Origin of the sequence: Micromonospora sp. 15K316 (assembly GCF_004348525.1) — a bacterium.
Classification (GTDB): Bacteria; Actinomycetota; Actinomycetes; order Mycobacteriales; family Micromonosporaceae; genus Micromonospora.
Genome location: NZ_SMKG01000132.1, coordinates 1 through 15,993 on the forward strand (window position 1 = coordinate 1; position 15,993 = coordinate 15,993).

The 15,993-nt window shown below is 73.5% G+C and carries 15 protein-coding genes; 8 read left to right on the forward strand and 7 right to left on the reverse strand.

Annotated features, from left to right (window positions below):
* Positions 1–429: cellulose binding domain-containing protein (locus tag E1211_RS21795; protein WP_207915465.1), on the reverse strand; the 429-nt coding region annotated here is incomplete at its 3' end.
* Between the two features lie 248 nt (positions 430–677).
* Here E1211_RS21795 and E1211_RS21800 point away from each other — a divergent pair.
* The 5 genes from E1211_RS21800 (at position 678) to E1211_RS21820 (ending at position 5,116) form a co-directional block, all read left to right on the forward strand.
* Positions 678–1,919 (forward strand): phosphatidylserine/phosphatidylglycerophosphate/cardiolipin synthase family protein, encoded by a 1,242-nt coding sequence (locus tag E1211_RS21800; protein WP_132350865.1) that lies wholly within the window; start codon positions 678–680, stop codon positions 1,917–1,919.
* Between the two features lie 134 nt (positions 1,920–2,053).
* Complete coding sequence (locus tag E1211_RS21805; RefSeq protein ID WP_132350866.1) at positions 2,054–2,548, forward strand: glutathione peroxidase; 495 nt, start codon at positions 2,054–2,056, stop codon at positions 2,546–2,548.
* 147 nt (positions 2,549–2,695) lie between these two features.
* Complete coding sequence (locus E1211_RS21810; RefSeq protein WP_132350867.1) at positions 2,696–3,376, forward strand: NADPH-dependent F420 reductase; 681 nt, start codon at positions 2,696–2,698, stop codon at positions 3,374–3,376.
* Between the two features lie 154 nt (positions 3,377–3,530).
* Positions 3,531–4,442 carry a DUF4397 domain-containing protein gene (locus tag E1211_RS21815; protein ID WP_243709636.1) on the forward strand — a complete coding sequence of 304 codons (912 nt, stop codon included), beginning with the start codon at positions 3,531–3,533 and terminating at the stop codon, positions 4,440–4,442.
* A gap of 41 nt (positions 4,443–4,483) precedes the next feature.
* Complete coding sequence (locus E1211_RS21820; protein ID WP_243709637.1) at positions 4,484–5,116, forward strand: class F sortase; 633 nt, start codon at positions 4,484–4,486, stop codon at positions 5,114–5,116.
* Positions 5,117–5,156: 40 nt separating this feature from the next.
* On the opposite strand, the gene E1211_RS21825 is transcribed toward E1211_RS21820, so the two are convergent.
* Complete coding sequence (locus tag E1211_RS21825; protein WP_132350868.1) at positions 5,157–5,507, reverse strand: DUF2203 domain-containing protein; 351 nt, start codon at positions 5,505–5,507, stop codon at positions 5,157–5,159.
* 127 nt (positions 5,508–5,634) lie between these two features.
* Here E1211_RS21825 and E1211_RS21830 point away from each other — a divergent pair, with 127 nt between their 5' ends.
* Positions 5,635–6,927 (forward strand): exo-beta-N-acetylmuramidase NamZ domain-containing protein, encoded by a 1,293-nt coding sequence (locus tag E1211_RS21830; protein WP_243709638.1) that lies wholly within the window; start codon positions 5,635–5,637, stop codon positions 6,925–6,927.
* A 15-nt stretch (positions 6,928–6,942) separates the two neighbouring features.
* Here E1211_RS21830 and proC read toward each other — a convergent pair whose 3' ends face one another.
* The 3 genes from proC to E1211_RS21845 all read right to left on the reverse strand — a co-directional run bounded on the left by proC (position 6,943) and on the right by E1211_RS21845 (position 9,708).
* Positions 6,943–7,761 (reverse strand): pyrroline-5-carboxylate reductase, encoded by an 819-nt coding sequence (gene proC / locus E1211_RS21835; RefSeq protein ID WP_132350869.1) that lies wholly within the window; start codon positions 7,759–7,761, stop codon positions 6,943–6,945.
* Positions 7,762–7,834: 73 nt separating this feature from the next.
* Positions 7,835–8,863: a 6-phosphofructokinase gene (locus tag E1211_RS21840; protein WP_120678908.1), complete on the reverse strand. Its 1,029-nt coding sequence runs from the start codon at positions 8,861–8,863 to the stop codon at positions 7,835–7,837.
* 347 nt (positions 8,864–9,210) lie between these two features.
* The gene (locus tag E1211_RS21845; RefSeq protein ID WP_132350876.1) at positions 9,211–9,708 is read right to left on the reverse strand and encodes a polyadenylate-specific 3'-exoribonuclease AS; all 498 of its coding nucleotides are present in this window, start codon (positions 9,706–9,708) and stop codon (positions 9,211–9,213) included.
* A 434-nt stretch (positions 9,709–10,142) separates the two neighbouring features.
* On the opposite strand from E1211_RS21845, the gene E1211_RS21850 reads away from it, so the two are divergent.
* The gene (locus E1211_RS21850) at positions 10,143–10,787 is read left to right on the forward strand and encodes a Crp/Fnr family transcriptional regulator (RefSeq protein ID WP_120678910.1); all 645 of its coding nucleotides are present in this window, start codon (positions 10,143–10,145) and stop codon (positions 10,785–10,787) included.
* A 293-nt stretch (positions 10,788–11,080) separates the two neighbouring features.
* Here the strand turns inward: E1211_RS21850 and E1211_RS21855 are convergent, their stop codons facing one another.
* A complete protein-coding gene (locus E1211_RS21855) occupies positions 11,081–11,326 on the reverse strand; it encodes a hypothetical protein (protein WP_132350870.1) in 246 nt (81 codons plus the stop codon).
* A 141-nt stretch (positions 11,327–11,467) separates the two neighbouring features.
* On the opposite strand from E1211_RS21855, the gene E1211_RS21860 reads away from it, so the two are divergent.
* Positions 11,468–14,935, forward strand: a complete 3,468-nt coding sequence (locus E1211_RS21860) for an adenylate/guanylate cyclase domain-containing protein (protein WP_132350871.1) — start codon at positions 11,468–11,470, stop codon at positions 14,933–14,935.
* Positions 14,936–14,941: 6 nt separating this feature from the next.
* On the opposite strand, the gene E1211_RS21865 is transcribed toward E1211_RS21860, so the two are convergent.
* Complete coding sequence (locus tag E1211_RS21865) at positions 14,942–15,634, reverse strand: 1-acyl-sn-glycerol-3-phosphate acyltransferase (protein ID WP_132350872.1); 693 nt, start codon at positions 15,632–15,634, stop codon at positions 14,942–14,944.
* Positions 15,635–15,993 lie beyond the last annotated feature (359 nt).

Here is a 15,993-nt window from a genome sequence, read left to right on the forward strand (position 1 = left end):
GGGCGGCGGCGTGGTGGGCGGGGTGCTGCCGCCACCGCAGGAGGCGCCGTTGATGGTGCAGTTCAGCGGGGCCGCGTACGGGCCGCTGCCGTTGTAGCCCCAGTTGAACGAGGCGCCGGGCGTGATCGGGCCGGCCCAGCTCTTCTTCACCGCGACGTAGTGGTTGCCGCTGCGGGTCACGTCGGCGTCCCACGAGCTGCTGATGCTGGTGCCGGCGGGCAGGTCGAACTCGATGCGCCAGGTGCTGACGGGGGCGTCGGACCCGTTGGTGATGGTGACCCTGCCCTCGTGACCGGTCCCCCAGTCCTGCACCTTCGTGAACGTGGTGGTGACGCTTCCCGCCCCGTAGGCGGCGGCGACGGGCGCCAACGTGGCGGTCAGCGCGACCACGGCGCCGGCCCAGAGAGCCCGGCGGAGTGATCTCTTCATGTGGCGCCTCCTCAAACAGTTAGGAAACTTTCCAAAATGTTGGTGAGACGCTACTCAGAGCGTCATCACTTAGTCAAGATGCAAATGCTTCGATTTCTGTCCTGCTCGAAAGACCCGGCCCCGACGTGCCGAAACCCGGGCCGACCACCGGCCGACAGGGAGGTGATCAGCGGGGGCCGGGGCGTTCACGCGGAGTTCCGGCGCACGACGTTGACGCGGAACGGGCCCGGCGACAACGATCTCTGTCTATGATCTCGAGCCGTATGGGCGGGTCGGTCCGCCGTGTGCTGCTGTTCTCCCTCGCCGCGGTGACCGCGGTGCTGACCTCGACCGGAGCCGCCCCGGCCGTGCCCGCGGCGGCCCGCGTCGCCGCGGCGTCGGCCACCCTCGCCGGCTACCCCGTGTGGGCGCACTTCAGCAACCCCACCGCCGGACGCGACTACACCATCATCAACGAGCTGCAACGGCTGATCGACGGGGCGCCCGCCGGCTCAACCGTCCGGGCGGCGATCCACTCCATCAGCGTGGACTCCGTCGCCGACGCGCTGCTGCGCGCCCAGAACCGCGGCGTCACCGTGCTGGCGCTCCTCGACGGGAAGAACGCGACCTCGACCGACCCGGCCGTCACGACGATCAAGCAGCTGGCAAACCACCAGTTCTGCCTGAACAGCGGCGGCGGCCACGGCTGCGTCAGCACCAGCCCGGACGGCGACATGCACACCAAGCTCGTCACCTTCACCAGCACCACCGACCCGAACGGCGTGGCCCGTGGCGACGTCGTCTGGTTCGGTTCCAGCAACCTCACGTACGCCACCGGCCCGGACGCCTTCAACAACGCCATCACCGTCTACGGCGACGCCGCGCTCGCCGCCGGGCTCAACGCCAACTTCACCGACATGTGGAACCGCCGGCACTACAGCGGCAACGACTACTACGACTCCGCCTCCGGCCGGGGCTACTACCAGGCCGCCGCGGCCGACGCGTACGCCTCGCCGGAGGGCGCGGGGCAGACCGACACCATCGTCACCCGCCTCAACGACCTGACCCCCGACGCCGAGTGCCGGCTGCGCGTGGGCATGGCGTCGGTGACCACCGGACGGCCGCAGATCGTCAACCTGGTGACCCGGTTCCGCTCCGCCGGCTGCAAGGTCTGGATGGTGATCGGCAGCAACGCCGACGGCGGGATCGCCATGAGCCAGTCCGTCTACAACCAGCTGCTCGACGCCGGCGTCGCCATCCGCCGCAAGGACAAGGTGCACGACAAGTTCTTCGCGGCCTACGGAAAGTACGGCACCGCCTACCAGTACCGGGTCTACACCGGCTCGCAGAACTGGACCCAGGACGCCCTCGGCGAGAACGACGAGATCTTCGTCAAGATGGCACCGGAGACCGGAAGCACCCGCCCGTTGTACGACGCCTATTACACGCACTTCAACGACGCCTACAACTCCGGGGTGACCTGCTCGAAGAGCAACTTCCCGTGCTCCTGACCGCTGGTCGCCGCGAGCTGCCCGGCGGGCTCGGCCGGCGGGTGACCGCCGGCCGGCCCGGCCGCCCGTGCTCGGCCGGCGATGTGGTCCGCGCCGGTGGACGCGGCGGGACCGGCCGGCGATAGCCTCAGCCGATGACCGTCTTCGACATTCCGATCGGGGCCCTGAACGGCGGCCCCGCCGACCTCGCCCAGTACCGCGGGCGTGCCCTTCTGGTGGTCAACGTCGCCTCGCGCTGCGGCCTCACCCCGCAGTACACCGGCCTGCAGGCGCTCGCCGAGGAGTACGCGGACCGCGGCCTCGTGGTGCTCGGCGTGCCGTGCAACCAGTTCGGCGGCCAGGAGCCGGGCACCGCCGACGAGATCAGCGACTTCTGCCAGGTCAACTACGGCGTGACCTTCCCGCTCACCGAGAAGGTCGAGGTCAACGGCCCCGGCCGGCACGCGCTCTACGCGGCGCTGGTCGACACTCCGGACGCCGACGGCCACACCGGCGACGTGCGGTGGAACTTCGAGAAGTTCCTGGTCGCCCCGGACGGCGCGGTGGCCGCCCGGTTCGCCCCCACGGTGACGCCCGACGCCGCCGAGCTGCGCGCCGCCGTCGAGAAGGTGCTCCCCGGGCCGGCCTGAGTTCCACGGTTACCCGGACGGGTGGCCGGCGGTGACGCCGCCGGCCACCAGCGGGGCCCGGCCGTACCGTGGCGGGCAGGCCGCCGGGCGACCACGCGGCGGCCCGGTGCGGAATGCGGACCGCGGTGGACGGAGTTGGCACCAGACATGACAACTGTGGGATTCATCGGCAGCGGATACATCGGCGGCACCGTGGCCCGACTGGCCGTGGCCGCCGGGTACGACGTGGTGCTCAGCAACTCGCGCGGCCCGGAGACGTTGCGCGAGCTGGTCCAGGAGATCGGCCCGCGGGCCCGCGCGGCGACGCCGCTGGAGGCGGCGCAGGCCGGAGACCTCGTGGTGGTGAGCGTGCCGTTGAAGGCGTACACGGCGGTGCCGCCGGAGCCGCTGGCCGGCAAGGTCGTGCTGGACACCAACAACTACTACCCGCAGCGCGACGGGCAGATCGCGGAGCTGGACTCCGACGCGACCACCAGCAGCGAGCTGCTGCAACGTCACCTGCCGCAGGCGCGCGTGGTCAAGGTATTCAACAACATCAACTATCGCCACCTGCGGACCCTGCCCCGGCCGGCCGGGGCCGCCGACCGGAGCGCGCTGCCCATCGCCGGCGACGACTCGGACGCGAAGGCGGCGACGCGCACCTTCCTGGACCGGATCGGCTACGACGCCGTCGACGCCGGACCGCTCGCCGAGGGCCGGCGCTACCAGCCCGGCACCCTGCCGTACGGGATCATCTACTCCGCGGACCCGACGGACTGGGAGCACGAGGCGCCGGCCGGGACGGAGAAGGTACGCGAGGCGCTGGCCGCCTTCGACTCCGCCGCCTGAGCCGCAACCCCACCGCCGGACGTGGCGGGACCGGGCACGCCCGCCCGGCTCCGCCACGGGCCCGGCCGTCTCCGGCGGACCGCTGCCGGCGCCGCGCCGCCGCCGGTCTCTCGTTCTCGGCGTGTCGGGCCGGTGACGGTTGCATCGCGGTCCCGTGAACGGGACGCTAGCGGCCGGACGCATCCCGTTGGCCGGACGCACCCCCGGAGGCGACATGCACCTGCTCCGCACCGCACCACGCCGCCTGCTCGCCGGAGCCGGAGCGCTCCTGCTCGGCGTGGCCCTCCCGACCACCACTGCCGCCCCGGCACAGGCGGCGGGCCCCGGCTACGTCCGGCTCGCCCACCTCTCCCCCGACACCCCGAGCGTCGACGTCTACCTGGCCGCCCGGGACGCGACGCAGCCGCGGGTCTTCCCCGGCGTGGGCTACGGCGTGGTCTCCGACTACCTGCCGCTCCCCGCCGGGCGGTACGCGGTGGCGATGCGCGAGGCCGGCGCGCCGGCGGACGATCCGCCGGTGCTCACCACCGAGGTCGCGGTGACCAGCGGCGCGGCGTACACGGTCGCCGGGGTGGGGCGCTACGCCGACCTGGGGCTGCGCGTGCTGCACGACGATCTCAGCGCGCCGGAGGGTGGCCGGGCGAAGGTCCGCGTCGTGCAGGCCTCGGTGCGCGCTCCGGTGCTCGACGTGGCCGTCGCCGAGGGGCCGGCCATCGCCAACGGCGTCCAGTTCGCCACGACGACCGACTACCAGCTGGTCGAGCCCGGCCAGTGGCGGCTGCGGCTCTCCGGCAGCGGCGGCCCGACCACCCAGGCCGAGGTCCGGCTGGCCGGCGGCGCGGTCTACTCGCTGCTCGTGCTGGACGCGAAGGACGGCGGGCTCACCACCGAGCTGCGGCGCGACGCGCAGGGCGGCACGGTGGTCCCCTCCGGTGGGGTGGAGACCGGGGCCGGTGGCACGGCCGGAACGGGCCGCTGGGGGTCCTTGGCCACCGCCGGGCTGGCCGGCCTCGCGCTCACCGCCGGCCTGCTCCTGCTGCGCCGCCGCCGGCGTACCACCTGGTGATCGGCCCGGCGATCCGCCGGCACCGGCGACCCCGGCCGCCGGTGACCGCGCTGGTCGCGTTCGGCGTGGCGCTCTGCCTGGTCGCCGGGACCGGGGTCGGTCTCGCGTCCACCGAGCCACCGCCCGGCGGCCCCGACGCACCGGCCGCCGCACGAGCACCGGCCACCGTGAGCCGGCCGAGCGCCGGGCCCGGTTGCGTGGGCGGTTGTCCGGCGGCTCGCCCGCCCCGGGGCGAGCCCACCCGGGTACGCGTGCCGCGCATCGGGCTCGACTCCCCGCTCACGGTGCTCGGCCTGGACCGGGCCGGCGCCCTGGTGCCGCCGACCGACTTCGACCTGGCCGGCTGGTACGGCGGTGGGCCGGCGCCGGGCGACCCCGGCCCGGCGGTGCTCGCCGGACACCTGGACTCGCGCCACGGGCCGGCCGTCTTCGCCCGCCTCGGCGAGCTGCGCCCGGGTGACACCGTCGAGGTGCGGCGCGGCGGGCAGTGGCTGCCGTTCCGGGTCACCGGCGCGCTGCGCACCCGCAAGGACCGCTTCCCCACCGCCGCCGTGTACGGCCCGACGCCCGGCGCGGAGCTGCGCCTGATCACCTGCGGCGGTGACTTCGACCGGCGTCGCCGCCACTACGTCGACAACGTGGTGGTCTTCGCGGTCGCCGATCCGCCCCGCTGACACCCGCGGCCGCCGATCGAGGCTCGCGGTCGCCGCCCGCTCACACCGGCCGGCGACCCGGAAACCCGCACTCGGCGCGGTGGTACCAGCGGATGTCCGGATCCCCCTCCAGCCAGCACCAGAGCACGGGCCGGCCGTCGCGCTCGCCGGGGAAGTCGAGCAGCAGCGGAGCGATGCCCTTGACCTGCACGTCGTGCTGGTGCAGCTCGTCGAGGACGGCGTGCAGCCGGGCCTCCAGGGCTTTGCCCTCGGCGCGGCCGCCGAACGGGCTCGTGCCGCGTTCAGCCAGGTCGGCGTGGAGCTCCGCCAGGTCGGCGCGGAGCCGGATCAGCTCGTCGACGCGCGGACGCAGGGTGGCGACCAGGCACCGCGCCTGGGCGAGGGTGAACATCCGGCAAGTATGGCCGTCCACTCGCGCCCCGGTCACCTCGCCCGTTCGTGCACCTGGATGTAGCTAACCTTCCTTGACGAGGCATCCACATGTAGCTAAGTTTCGACCAATCGATGGGAGGTGGGCCGTGGAGCGCAGACGATTCCTGACCCGTGCCGGTGCGGTGACCGCGGGAGTGGCGGCGGCGGTGGCGCCCGGCGCACCCGGCCTCGCGACACCCGGGATCCGCCGGGTGCAGACCGGACTCGACGTACTGGTCCGGTCCGACTTCGCCGAACTGGCCGACCAGCGGGTCGGGGTGATCTCGAACCCGACCGGGGTGGACTCCGCCTACCGGCACCTGGTCGACCTGATGCACGCCTCCGGCGAGGTCCGGCTCGCCGCGGCGTTCGGCCCCGAACACGGCTTCCGCGGCTCCGCACAGGCCGGCGGCAGCGAGGGCACCGGCATCGACGCCCGCACCGGGATCACCGTCTACGACGCCTACGGCGCCTCCCAGGCGAAGTGGGAGAGCATGTTCGCCGAGGCCGAGGTGGACACCGTGGTCTTCGACATCCAGGACGTCGGCGCCCGGTTCTACACCTACATCTGGACCATGTACACCTCGATGGCGGCCGCCGCCCGCACCGGCAAGCGGTACGTGGTGCTGGACCGCCCCAACCCGGTCGGCGGGCGTGCCCGCGGCCCGATGATGACGCCGGCCTACACCTCCGGCGTGGGGCTCAAGGAGATCGTCCAACAGCACGGGATGACCGTGGGCGAGCTGGCCCGCTTCTTCAACGCGACGTTCCTCCCCGCCGAGGTCGGCGGTCCGGTCGAGCTGCACGTCGTCAGGTGCCGCAACTGGAAGCGCAACCTGCTGGCGGCCGACACCGACCTGCCCTGGGTGATGCCGAGCCCGAACATGCCCACCCCGGACACCGCGCTGGTCTACCCCGGCACCTGCCTCTTCGAGGGGGTCGCCTCGATCACCGAGGGGCGCGGCACCTGCCGGCCGTTCGAGCTGATCGGCGGCCTGGCCGAGGACTTCGACTACCACTGGAGCGACCGGCTCAACGCCCGCGACCTGCCCGGCGTCGAGTTCCGCGAGGCGTACTTCACGCCGACGTCGGCCGGGCAGAAGCCGGCGCTGCTCAACAAGCTCTGCGCCGGGGTCGAGGTGAAGGTGGTCGACCGCGCCGTCTACGACCCGGTCCGGACGGCTGTCGCGATGCTGGTGGAGGCGCACCGCTACCCGGCGTTCGCCTGGCGGCAGGACTCTTGGGACACCGCCCGGCCGTACTGGATCGACAAGCTCACCGGCTCGCCCCGGCTGCGCACGATGATCGACGCGGGGGCGGACGTGGACGACGTGGTCGGCGCCTGGGCCGGCGAGCTGGCCGCGTTCGAGCGGGCCCGCCGCCCCTACCTGCTCTACTGAGCCGGCGCCCGGGGCTCAGTCGGCCTGGCCGGCGAGCTCCCGGGCCCGGTCCCGGGCCGCTTCGAGGGCGGCGAGCAGCGCCGCCCGTACGCCGTGCTTCTCCAGCTCGCGGACGGCGGAGATGGTGGTGCCGGCGGGCGAGGTGACCGCCTCGCGCAGCTTCACCGGGTGCTCGCCGGAGTCGCGCAGCATCACCGCCGAGCCGATCGCGGTCTGCACGATCAGTTCGTGCGCCACCTGCCGGGGCAGCCCGAGCAGGATGCCGGCGTCGATCATCGCCTCGACGAGGAGATAGAAGTAGGCCGGCCCGGAGCCGGAGAGCGCGGTGACCGCGTCCTGCTGGGACTCGGGGACGCGGACGGTCGCGCCGAGCGGCTTGAACATCTCCTCGGCCAGGCCCAGGTGCGCCCCGGTGGCGTGCGGTCCCGCGGAGATGGCGGTCATCGCCTCGTCGACCAGCGCCGGGGTGTTGGTCATGACCCGGACGACCGGGGTGCCCTCGGGCAGCCGCCGGTTGAAGAAGCTGGTGGGCAGGCCGGCGCAGAGCGAGATCACCAGCTTGTCGGCGGGGACCTTCGGCCCGATCTCGTCGAGCAGGGCGGCGGCGTCCTGCGGCTTGACCGCGACCGCCAGCACGTCGGCCTCCTCCACCGCGACGAGGTTCTCCACGATCCGTACGCCGTACCGGCCGGCCAACTCCTCGGCGCGGGCGGGGCGGCGGGCGGTGGCCAGCAGCCGGTCCGCCGGCCAGCCCGAGCGCAGCAGGCCGGAGAGGACCAGCTCGCCGATCTTGCCGGTGCCGACCACCGCGATCGTGTGCACCCCGGATGCCATTGCCGCCCTACCCCTCTCGCGCCACGCCACGAGCCGCGGTGACCGTACGGCCACCGCGGCGCGTGGCGGTCGATCAGCTGCCGAAGAAGACCTCGGCCTCGGCGTACCGCTCCAGCGGCACGGTCTTCAGCTCACGGGTCGCCTCGGCCAGCGGCACCCGGACGATGTCCGTGCTCTGCATCGCGACCATCTTGCCCCAGTCGCCCTCGTGCGCGGCGTCGATCGCCTGAAGGCCGAGGCGGGTGGCGAGGACCCGGTCGAACGCGGTCGGGGTGCCGCCGCGCTGGATGTGGCCCAGCACGACCGTGCGGGCCTCCTTGCCGGTCTTCGCCTCCAGCTGCTCGGCGAGCCACTGGCCGATGCCGCCGAGGCGGACGTGACCGAACGCGTCGAGCTCCTGGTTCTGCAGGACCATCTGGCCCTCCAGCGGCTGGGCGCCCTCGGCGACGACAACGATCGGGGCGTACTGGTGCTGGAAGCGCTTCTCGACGTAGCCGGCGACCTGCTCGACGTCGAAGTTCCGCTCCGGCAGGAGGATCACGTTGGCGCCACCGGCGAGGCCCGCGTGCAGCGCGATCCAGCCGGCGTGGCGGCCCATGACCTCGACGACGAGGGTGCGGTGGTGGCTCTCCGCGGTGGTGTGCAGCCGGTCGATCGCCTCCATGGCGATGTTGACGGCGGTGTCGAAGCCGAAGGTGTAGTCGGTGGCGCCCAGGTCGTTGTCGATCGTCTTCGGCACGCCGATGACGTGCACGCCCAGCTCGTAGAGCTTGGTGGCGACGCCGAGGGTGTCCTCGCCGCCGATCGCGATCAGCGCGTCCACGCCCTGCGCGGCGAGGTTGTCCTTGATCCGCTCCACCCCGTTCTCGATCTTGAACGGGTTGGTCCGGGACGAGCCGAGGATGGTGCCGCCGCGCGGCAGGATGCCGCGGACCTCCGCGATGCCCAGCGGCTTGGACAGACCCTCCAGCGGGCCCTTCCAACCGTCCTGGAAGCCCACGAACTCGTGACCGTACGTGGCCACGCCCTTGCGGACCACCGCGCGGATGACCGCGTTGAGACCAGGGCAGTCGCCACCGCCGGTGAGCACGCCGATACGCATGATCTGCTCATCCTCCTGGAGCATCAGATGAAGCCCTCGTAAGCCCCAGGTTAGGTGTCGATCAGACATCGGCGCCGTTGCCGGCCCGGGGCGGGCCGTCACTGCGCACTGTAGTCCGCCCTTCGGAGCGGCGACAGCGCGGCCCGCGTGGTGCGCCCGGGAACGGGGGGTTCCGTGCCGGAGCTCCCGGTTTCCGCCCACCCGCGCCGGCGCCCGGCACGGCCGGAGAGCCCCCGGCGCCGTCACCCTGGGTGGCTGCCCGGCCGGGGCTCGTCCCTAGGCGGACCGACCGCCGGCCGACCGAGGCGCCACCGCCGGCCCGGCGGATCACCCGCGCGACGAGGCGCTCAGCCGGCGGTCATCGCCCGCCAGCGGGCCAGGTTGTGCCGGGCGTCGACCAGCGCGTCGTGCCGGGCCGCCTCGGCCTGCGGCAGCGGCGGGCGCCCCCGGTCGTCCCAGAGCTGCCGCAGTTCCTTGGTGAACCGCGGGATCTCCCGGGGCAGCGCGGGCATCGCGCCCCACAGCTGCGCCAGCACCACGTGGTCGTACGCGGCGTACCAGGCCCACAGCTCGATCTGCTCGCCGGGGCGGCCCCGGACCGGCTCGGTCAGGAAGTCGTACAGCTCGTCACGGATGCGCTCCCGGGAGCGCCAGGCGCGGTCGGCCGGGGACGGCAGCTTGTCCAGCACGTTGCGGCGGACCCACGGGATCGCCCGGGAGTCGTCGAACTCCGTGGAGACCGCGTAGAACTCGCGGCCGAACTCGTCGACGACGCCGATCGAGACGAGGTCGACGATCAGGCCGTCCTCGATGAACTCGCAGTCGTAGAAGTAGCGGTAGACCATCACCGACATCCTCGCCCACCACCGGTTCGGCGCGCCGGGCGGGGGCGGGGAACCGCGGCCCACCGGGGTGGGCATCCCTCGGCGCGGCCGGCCGCGACCGGGCGAAGGCGCACCCGCACGACCGGCCGCGGCCGGGCACCGCCTCCCCAGGCCCCACCAGCCGGATCCGCCACCCCACGATCGGGATCCGCCACCCACCATGCCGGTTGCCGCAGCTCGGGAGTGTCACGGAAGTGATTTGAGGGGTGTACAGCAAGCGACACGACCGTCATGATCTGATGTGTACCGCTACCGGCGCCGAACCGGTGTCATCTCACCTGCCGTCGAGGCCCGTCAGGTTCACCGGTGCGTGTTGTGGTCCTTGACCGGGGAGGGGTTGGGCCGTGGAGGGGGTTCGCCTTCCGGAGCCGGGTGACGCGCTCACGGGCGTGGAGATGTTCGCCGGGCTCGAGCCGGAGGTGCGGCAGCGCGTCATCGCGGCCGCCGTGCCGCGCACGTACCGCAAGGGCCAGCTGCTCTTCGTCGAGAACGACCCGGGCGAGTCCCTGATCGTGCTGCGCCGGGGCGCGGTCGCGGTCTTCCGCACCGCCCCGACCGGCGAACGTGCCGTGCTGTCGGTGATCCGTCCACCGGACGTGCTGGGCGAGGTCTCCCTCCTGGACGCCTCGACCCGCTCCGCCTCCGCCGAGGCGATCGAGGACTGTACCGCCCTCGCGCTCTCCCGGGGCGCCTTCATGGAGCTGGTGCACTCCAACCCGCGCATCCTCGACGCCGTGATGCGGTCCCTCGGCGCGCTGATCCGCCGCCTCACCGAGCAGAACGCCGACCACGTCTTCCTCGACCTGCCCGGCCGGGTGGCCAAGACCCTGGTCCGGCTGGCCGGCGAGAGCCAGGCGCCCATGATCACGATCGAGCTCAACCAGAGCCAGCTGGCCGAGATGGCCGGCGGCTCCCGGCAGAGCGTCAACCAGGCGATCGGCTCGTTCGCCAACCGGGGCTGGCTGCGTACCGAGGGGCGCCGCATCGTGGTGACCGACGTGGCGGCGCTGCGCCGGCGCGCGGGCATGAACGACCGCTGACGCCGGCGACACCGGCCACGGTCGCTCGCCCGGAACCGTCCCCATCGGATGGTCCGGGTAACCGCGGCCGTGACCCGATGGGTCAGGAGCGGGTCTGCATGGACCAGGTCGAGCGCCGCCTCGGCAGGAAGTCCGCCCCCATGCCCACCTCGGGCACCAGGTCGAGCCCAGGCCGCGCTGACGGCGCTGCGCGGCCGGGCCCGGCCCGCGACGGCCGGCTCGCCGCACGCCGACGCCGCCGTGAAAGGCGGATGGGGCCGGCGAGCTTGCGCCCGCCGGCCCCATCCGGTTGCTCAGTTGCCGCCGTCGTCGGCCGGCGGGGCACCGGGCCCCGGGCCGATCTTGGTCGGGTCGGTCGGCTTGGGTGCCGGGGGCGTGGTCGTCGTCTCCCCCGACCCGCTCGCCTGACCCTCGGGCTCTTCCACCATGCCCTGCTCCTCCAGCTCGGCGAGAATGACCGCGTCGACGTCGATCGTGTCCCCCGCAGCCCACACCCTGCCAGCCGGATCGGTCCACGGGGCGGACAATCGCACCTGCACGGCACTCTCCTGACGTGAAATTTCCTGGTACGGAAGACTAGCCCCGACCGATCGGGCGCGAGGCCCGCCCGCACGTCGGGTACCCGACTGGGCTCGCGCGCGGCGATACTGGGCTCTCTGCGTACGGAGCTGGACATCGACCTGAAGTGTGGACACTGCGCACGCGCGGCTGGACCGGACGACCGCTTCTGCGGCGGGTGCGGCCAGCCGCTCGCCGTGAGCTGCGCGCAGTGCGGTCACGCCAACAGCACCGAGGCCAACTTCTGCACCAGCTGCGGGCACCCGCTGCGCGACCACGTGGTGACCGTCCAGGAGGACCGGCGGCAGGTCAGCGTCCTCTTCGTGGACATCGTGGACTTCACCGCGTACGCCGAGCGGGCCGACCCGGAGCAGGCCCGCGGCCTGCAACAGGCGTACTTCGCCACGGTGCGGCGGATCGTGCACCAGTACGGCGGGGTGGTCGAGAAGTACATCGGCGACGCGGTGATGGCGCTCTTCGGCGCCCCGGTCGCCACCGACAACGACGCGCTGCGCTGCGTCCGCGCCGGCCTGGAGTTGCAACGCAACCTGGCCCGCCAGCCGGCCGGCCCGCAGCCGGCGCTCGGCTTCCGGGTCGGCATCGCCACCGGCGAGGCCCTGGTCGACCTGTCGGCCACCCGGGACGGCGGTCAGGCGTTCGTGACCGGCGACGTCGTCAACACCGCCTCCCGGCTGCAGTCACTGGCCCCGTCCGGCGGCGTCGTGGTCGACGAGGCCACCTGGTCGGCGACCCACCACGAGCTGGAGTACGCCGACCGGCCGCCGGTCACGCTGCGCGGCCGCTCGGCGGTGAGTCGCATCTGGCTGGCCGTCCGGGCCCGGCCGCACCGCGACCCGCGAACCGCCGAGCTGACCCCGATGGTGGACCGGGAGCACGAACGCGGCCTGCTGGTCAACGCGCTGCACCGGATGGTGAATGAGCGGACGTCGCAGCTGGTGACGGTCTTCGGTCCGGCCGGGGTGGGCAAGAGCCGCCTGCTGCGCGAACTCGCCCGGCACGCCGGCAGTCTGCCGGGGCCACCGATCACCTGGCTCGTCGGGCAGTGCCCACCGTTCGGCGAGAACGTCACCTGGGCGGCCCTCACGGACATCGTGAAGAGCTGGGTGGCGATGCCGGGGGCCGAGGACCCGGTCGCGCTGCGCGACCGGCTGCGCGCCCGGCTCGGTCAGCTCGCCGACCCGCACGCCGTACGGCTGGCCGAGGCGCTCGGCCCGCTGCTCGGTCTGCCGGGCGAACGGCTCACCCTCGGCGAGACCGAGGCGGCGTGGCGACGGTTCCTGCTCGCGCTGGCCACCGCCGGGCCGACCGTGCTGGTCTTCGAGGACATGCACTGGGCGGACCAGACGCTGCTCGCCTTCGTCGAGCAGTTGGGTGCGACGGCCCGCGGTGTGCCGCTGCTGGTGGTCGCGACCGCCCGCCCGGAGCTGCGGGAGCGGCACCCGGCGTGGACCGGCACGATCAGCGGCGCCATGTCGATCTCGGTGCCGCCGATGCACGACTCCGACATCGACACCCTCTACTCGCTCCTGCTCGGGAAGGCGACCCTGCCGGCGACGCAGCGCACCCCGCTGATCGAGTTCGCCGACGGCAACCCGCTCTACGCCCAGGAGTACGCCCGGATGCTGCTCGACGGCGGCCTCCTCGACGGGGTCGGCTCGGTCGGGCCGGTCGGCGGCGCGGAGATGCCCCGGACGGTGCAGGCCGTCATCGCCAACCGGCTCGACCTGCTGGACCCGGCCGACCGGGCGGTCCTGCAGGCCGCGGCGGTGGTCGGCGTGCAGTTCTGGGCCGCGCCGGTGGCCACCGCGCTCGGCCGGCCGGTGGGATGGGTGGAGCGGGCGCTGGACCGGCTGCAACGCCGTGACCTGGTGTACGAGCAGGCCAGCTCGACGATGCCCGGCCAGTCGGAGTACCGGTTCCGGCACGTGCTGGTGCGCGACGTCTGCTACCAGCGGCTGCCCCGGGCCGAGCGGGTGCTGCGCCACCACCACACCGCCGACTGGCTGGAGCAGCTCGCCGACGGCTGGCAGCACGACCTCGCCGAGGTGCTCGCCAACCACCGCTGGGCGGCGCACGAGATCGCCCGGACGGTCGGCGTGGACACCAGCCCGTACGCCCTGCCGGCGCGCAACGCCCTGCACCGGGCGGCCCGGCGCGCGTACGAGCTGCACGCGCTGGAGACCGCCGCCACGCTGGTCGGGCGGGCGCTCGCGCTGGACCTGCCGCCGGACCCGGCGCTGGAGCTGTTCGACACCGAGCTGGCGTTCTACCGCGACGGTGACGCGTTCCTGGTGGCCGGCGGCGCGGACATCCTGGCCCGGCTCGCCGGGCGGCTCACCGAGGACGGTGACCGCACGGGCGCCGCCCGCGCCTGGACGCTGCTGGCCACCGCCGCCTGGAGCCGGGCCGACCGTCCGGCCACCCAGCGTTTCCTGGACCGGGCGATCGGCCTCTACGCCGAACTGCCGGACAGCCAGGAGAAGGCGGGCGCCCTGCTGGAGCTCGCCCGGGTGCACATGCTCAACGCGGAGACCGAGCCGGCGTGCGCCGCCGCCCAGGCCGCGGCCGCGCTCGCCGAGCGGCTGCAGCTGCGCGAGTCGCAGGCCAACGCCCGGATCACCCTCGCCGTCGCGCGCTACATGGCCGGCTCCGGCGAGGCCTACGCCGAGCTCGCCGAGGTGACCGAGCACTGCCGGCTGGAGCGGCTGGCCAGCCGGCGCCGCGCGGTGCAGAACCTCGCCTGGGCGTTGCAGGAGGAGGGGGACCTCGCCGGCTCGGCCCGGCTGGTGGACGAGCAGCGGACGCTGGATCTCGGCGGTGAGCACAGCATCGCCACCAGCTTCGAGGACCAGTGGGCCCGGGCCTACTACGCGGGCGAGTGGACGTCGGCACTGGCCATGGCGGCGGAGTCGACGCGCCGGCCGACGGCGGAGTGGGACCTGCACATCGTCGCGGTGTCGGGCTGGATGCGCGGGTTGCGCGCGACCCGGCCGCTGCGGGGTGCCGGACCGGTAGGCGAGGCCGAGGACCTGGTCGAGCAGGCGGTGGCCGCGGCGCGCCGCAGCGGCTTCCACCGGGTGCTGCGCTCCACGCTGGCACACGCGGCGCTCTGCCGCGCGGTGCAGGGGCGCCGGGACGAGGCGATGGCGCTGCTCACCGAGTTGGACGAGGACTGGCGGCGGACCCAGATGATCCCGTTCGCCGAGTGGGTGCCGGCGGTGGGGCACGTCGCCGGGGTGCTCGGCGCCGACGCGGCCCGGCTGGTGCGGGACCTGCTGGCCCGGGCGCCCCGGATGACCCCCTGGGCGCGGGCGGCCGGTCAGGTCGCCGACGCCGTCCTGGCCGGGTGCGCGGGCGACGACCGTACCGCCGCCGAGTTGTTGCGGGGCGCGGCGGCGAGCTACGCGCGGATGACCGATGTGACCGACGAGATCATCACGACCGCGCTGTCGATCGGCCCGCGCTCGGCGGTCGACCCGGCGGGCGCGGCCGAGGCCCGGGCCCGGCTGCACGAGTTCGCGATCCGCAACGACGCCGCCGGGCTGCTCCGGGTGGCGGGGGTCCGGTAGCCGGGGTCAGGCGGCCACCGGCGCGGCGGGTTGGCTCTTCACCTTCTGCGCGTAGACGTCGACGTACTCGCGGCCGGAGAGTTCCATCAGCTCGTACATGATCTCGTCGGTGACCGCGCGCTCGACGAACCGGTCGCCGGTCATGCCGCGGTAGCGGGAGAAGTCGAGCGGCGCCCCGAACCGGATCCGTACCCGGGCGATCTTCGGGATCAGCTTGCCGGGTGGCTGGATCTCGTCGGCGTTCAGCATCACCACGGGCACCACCGGCGCGCCGCTCTCCAGGGCCAGCCGGGCCACCCCGGTCTTGCCGCGGTAGAGCCGCCCGTCCGGCGAGCGGGTGCCCTCCGGGTAGATGCCGGCGATGCCTCCGCCCCGCAGCACCTCCAGCTGGGTGTCGAGGGCGGCTCGGGCCGCCCGCCCGCCGGAGCGGTCGACGGGGATGGTGCCGGTGCTGACGAAGAACATCCTGGTCAGCCAGCCCTTGATCCCCTTGCCGGTGAAGTACTCGGCCTTGGCGACGAAGGTGACCTTCCGCCGGACCATCAACGGGGTGAAGATCGAGTCGGAGAAGGAGAGGTGGTTGCTGGCCAGGATCACCGGGCCGGTGGCCGGTACGTGGTGCAGCCCCTCCACCTGTGGACGGAAGAGCACCCGCAGCAGCGGGCCGAGCAGGACGTACTTCATCAGCCAGTAGAACACCGGCGTCCTTTCCCAGTGGCGGTCACGGCGTCGCCCGGCGGCGCGGCCCGTCGATCGCCGGGCCGGGCCGGCCGTCAGGTGAGAAAGCCTACGAAGCACGGCCACCGCCCACAACGAGCGATCGATCCGGCTCGTTCGGGTACCACCGGCGCGGCAGGCAGCCGGCCGCAGTTGACGGTCGACCAAGCCATGGTCAACTCGGCTTCAAGGAAGTCGGGGTGTCCAGCTCACCCGGACCGACCGACTTCAATGAAGTCGAGTCGATCATCCGGCCGGCGCCCATGGTGGCGAGAGCTGCGGGAGAGGCTCGGCGTGAACCGGACCCGAATGAGCCGGAGTAGCGGTGAGCCGTGGCCCTC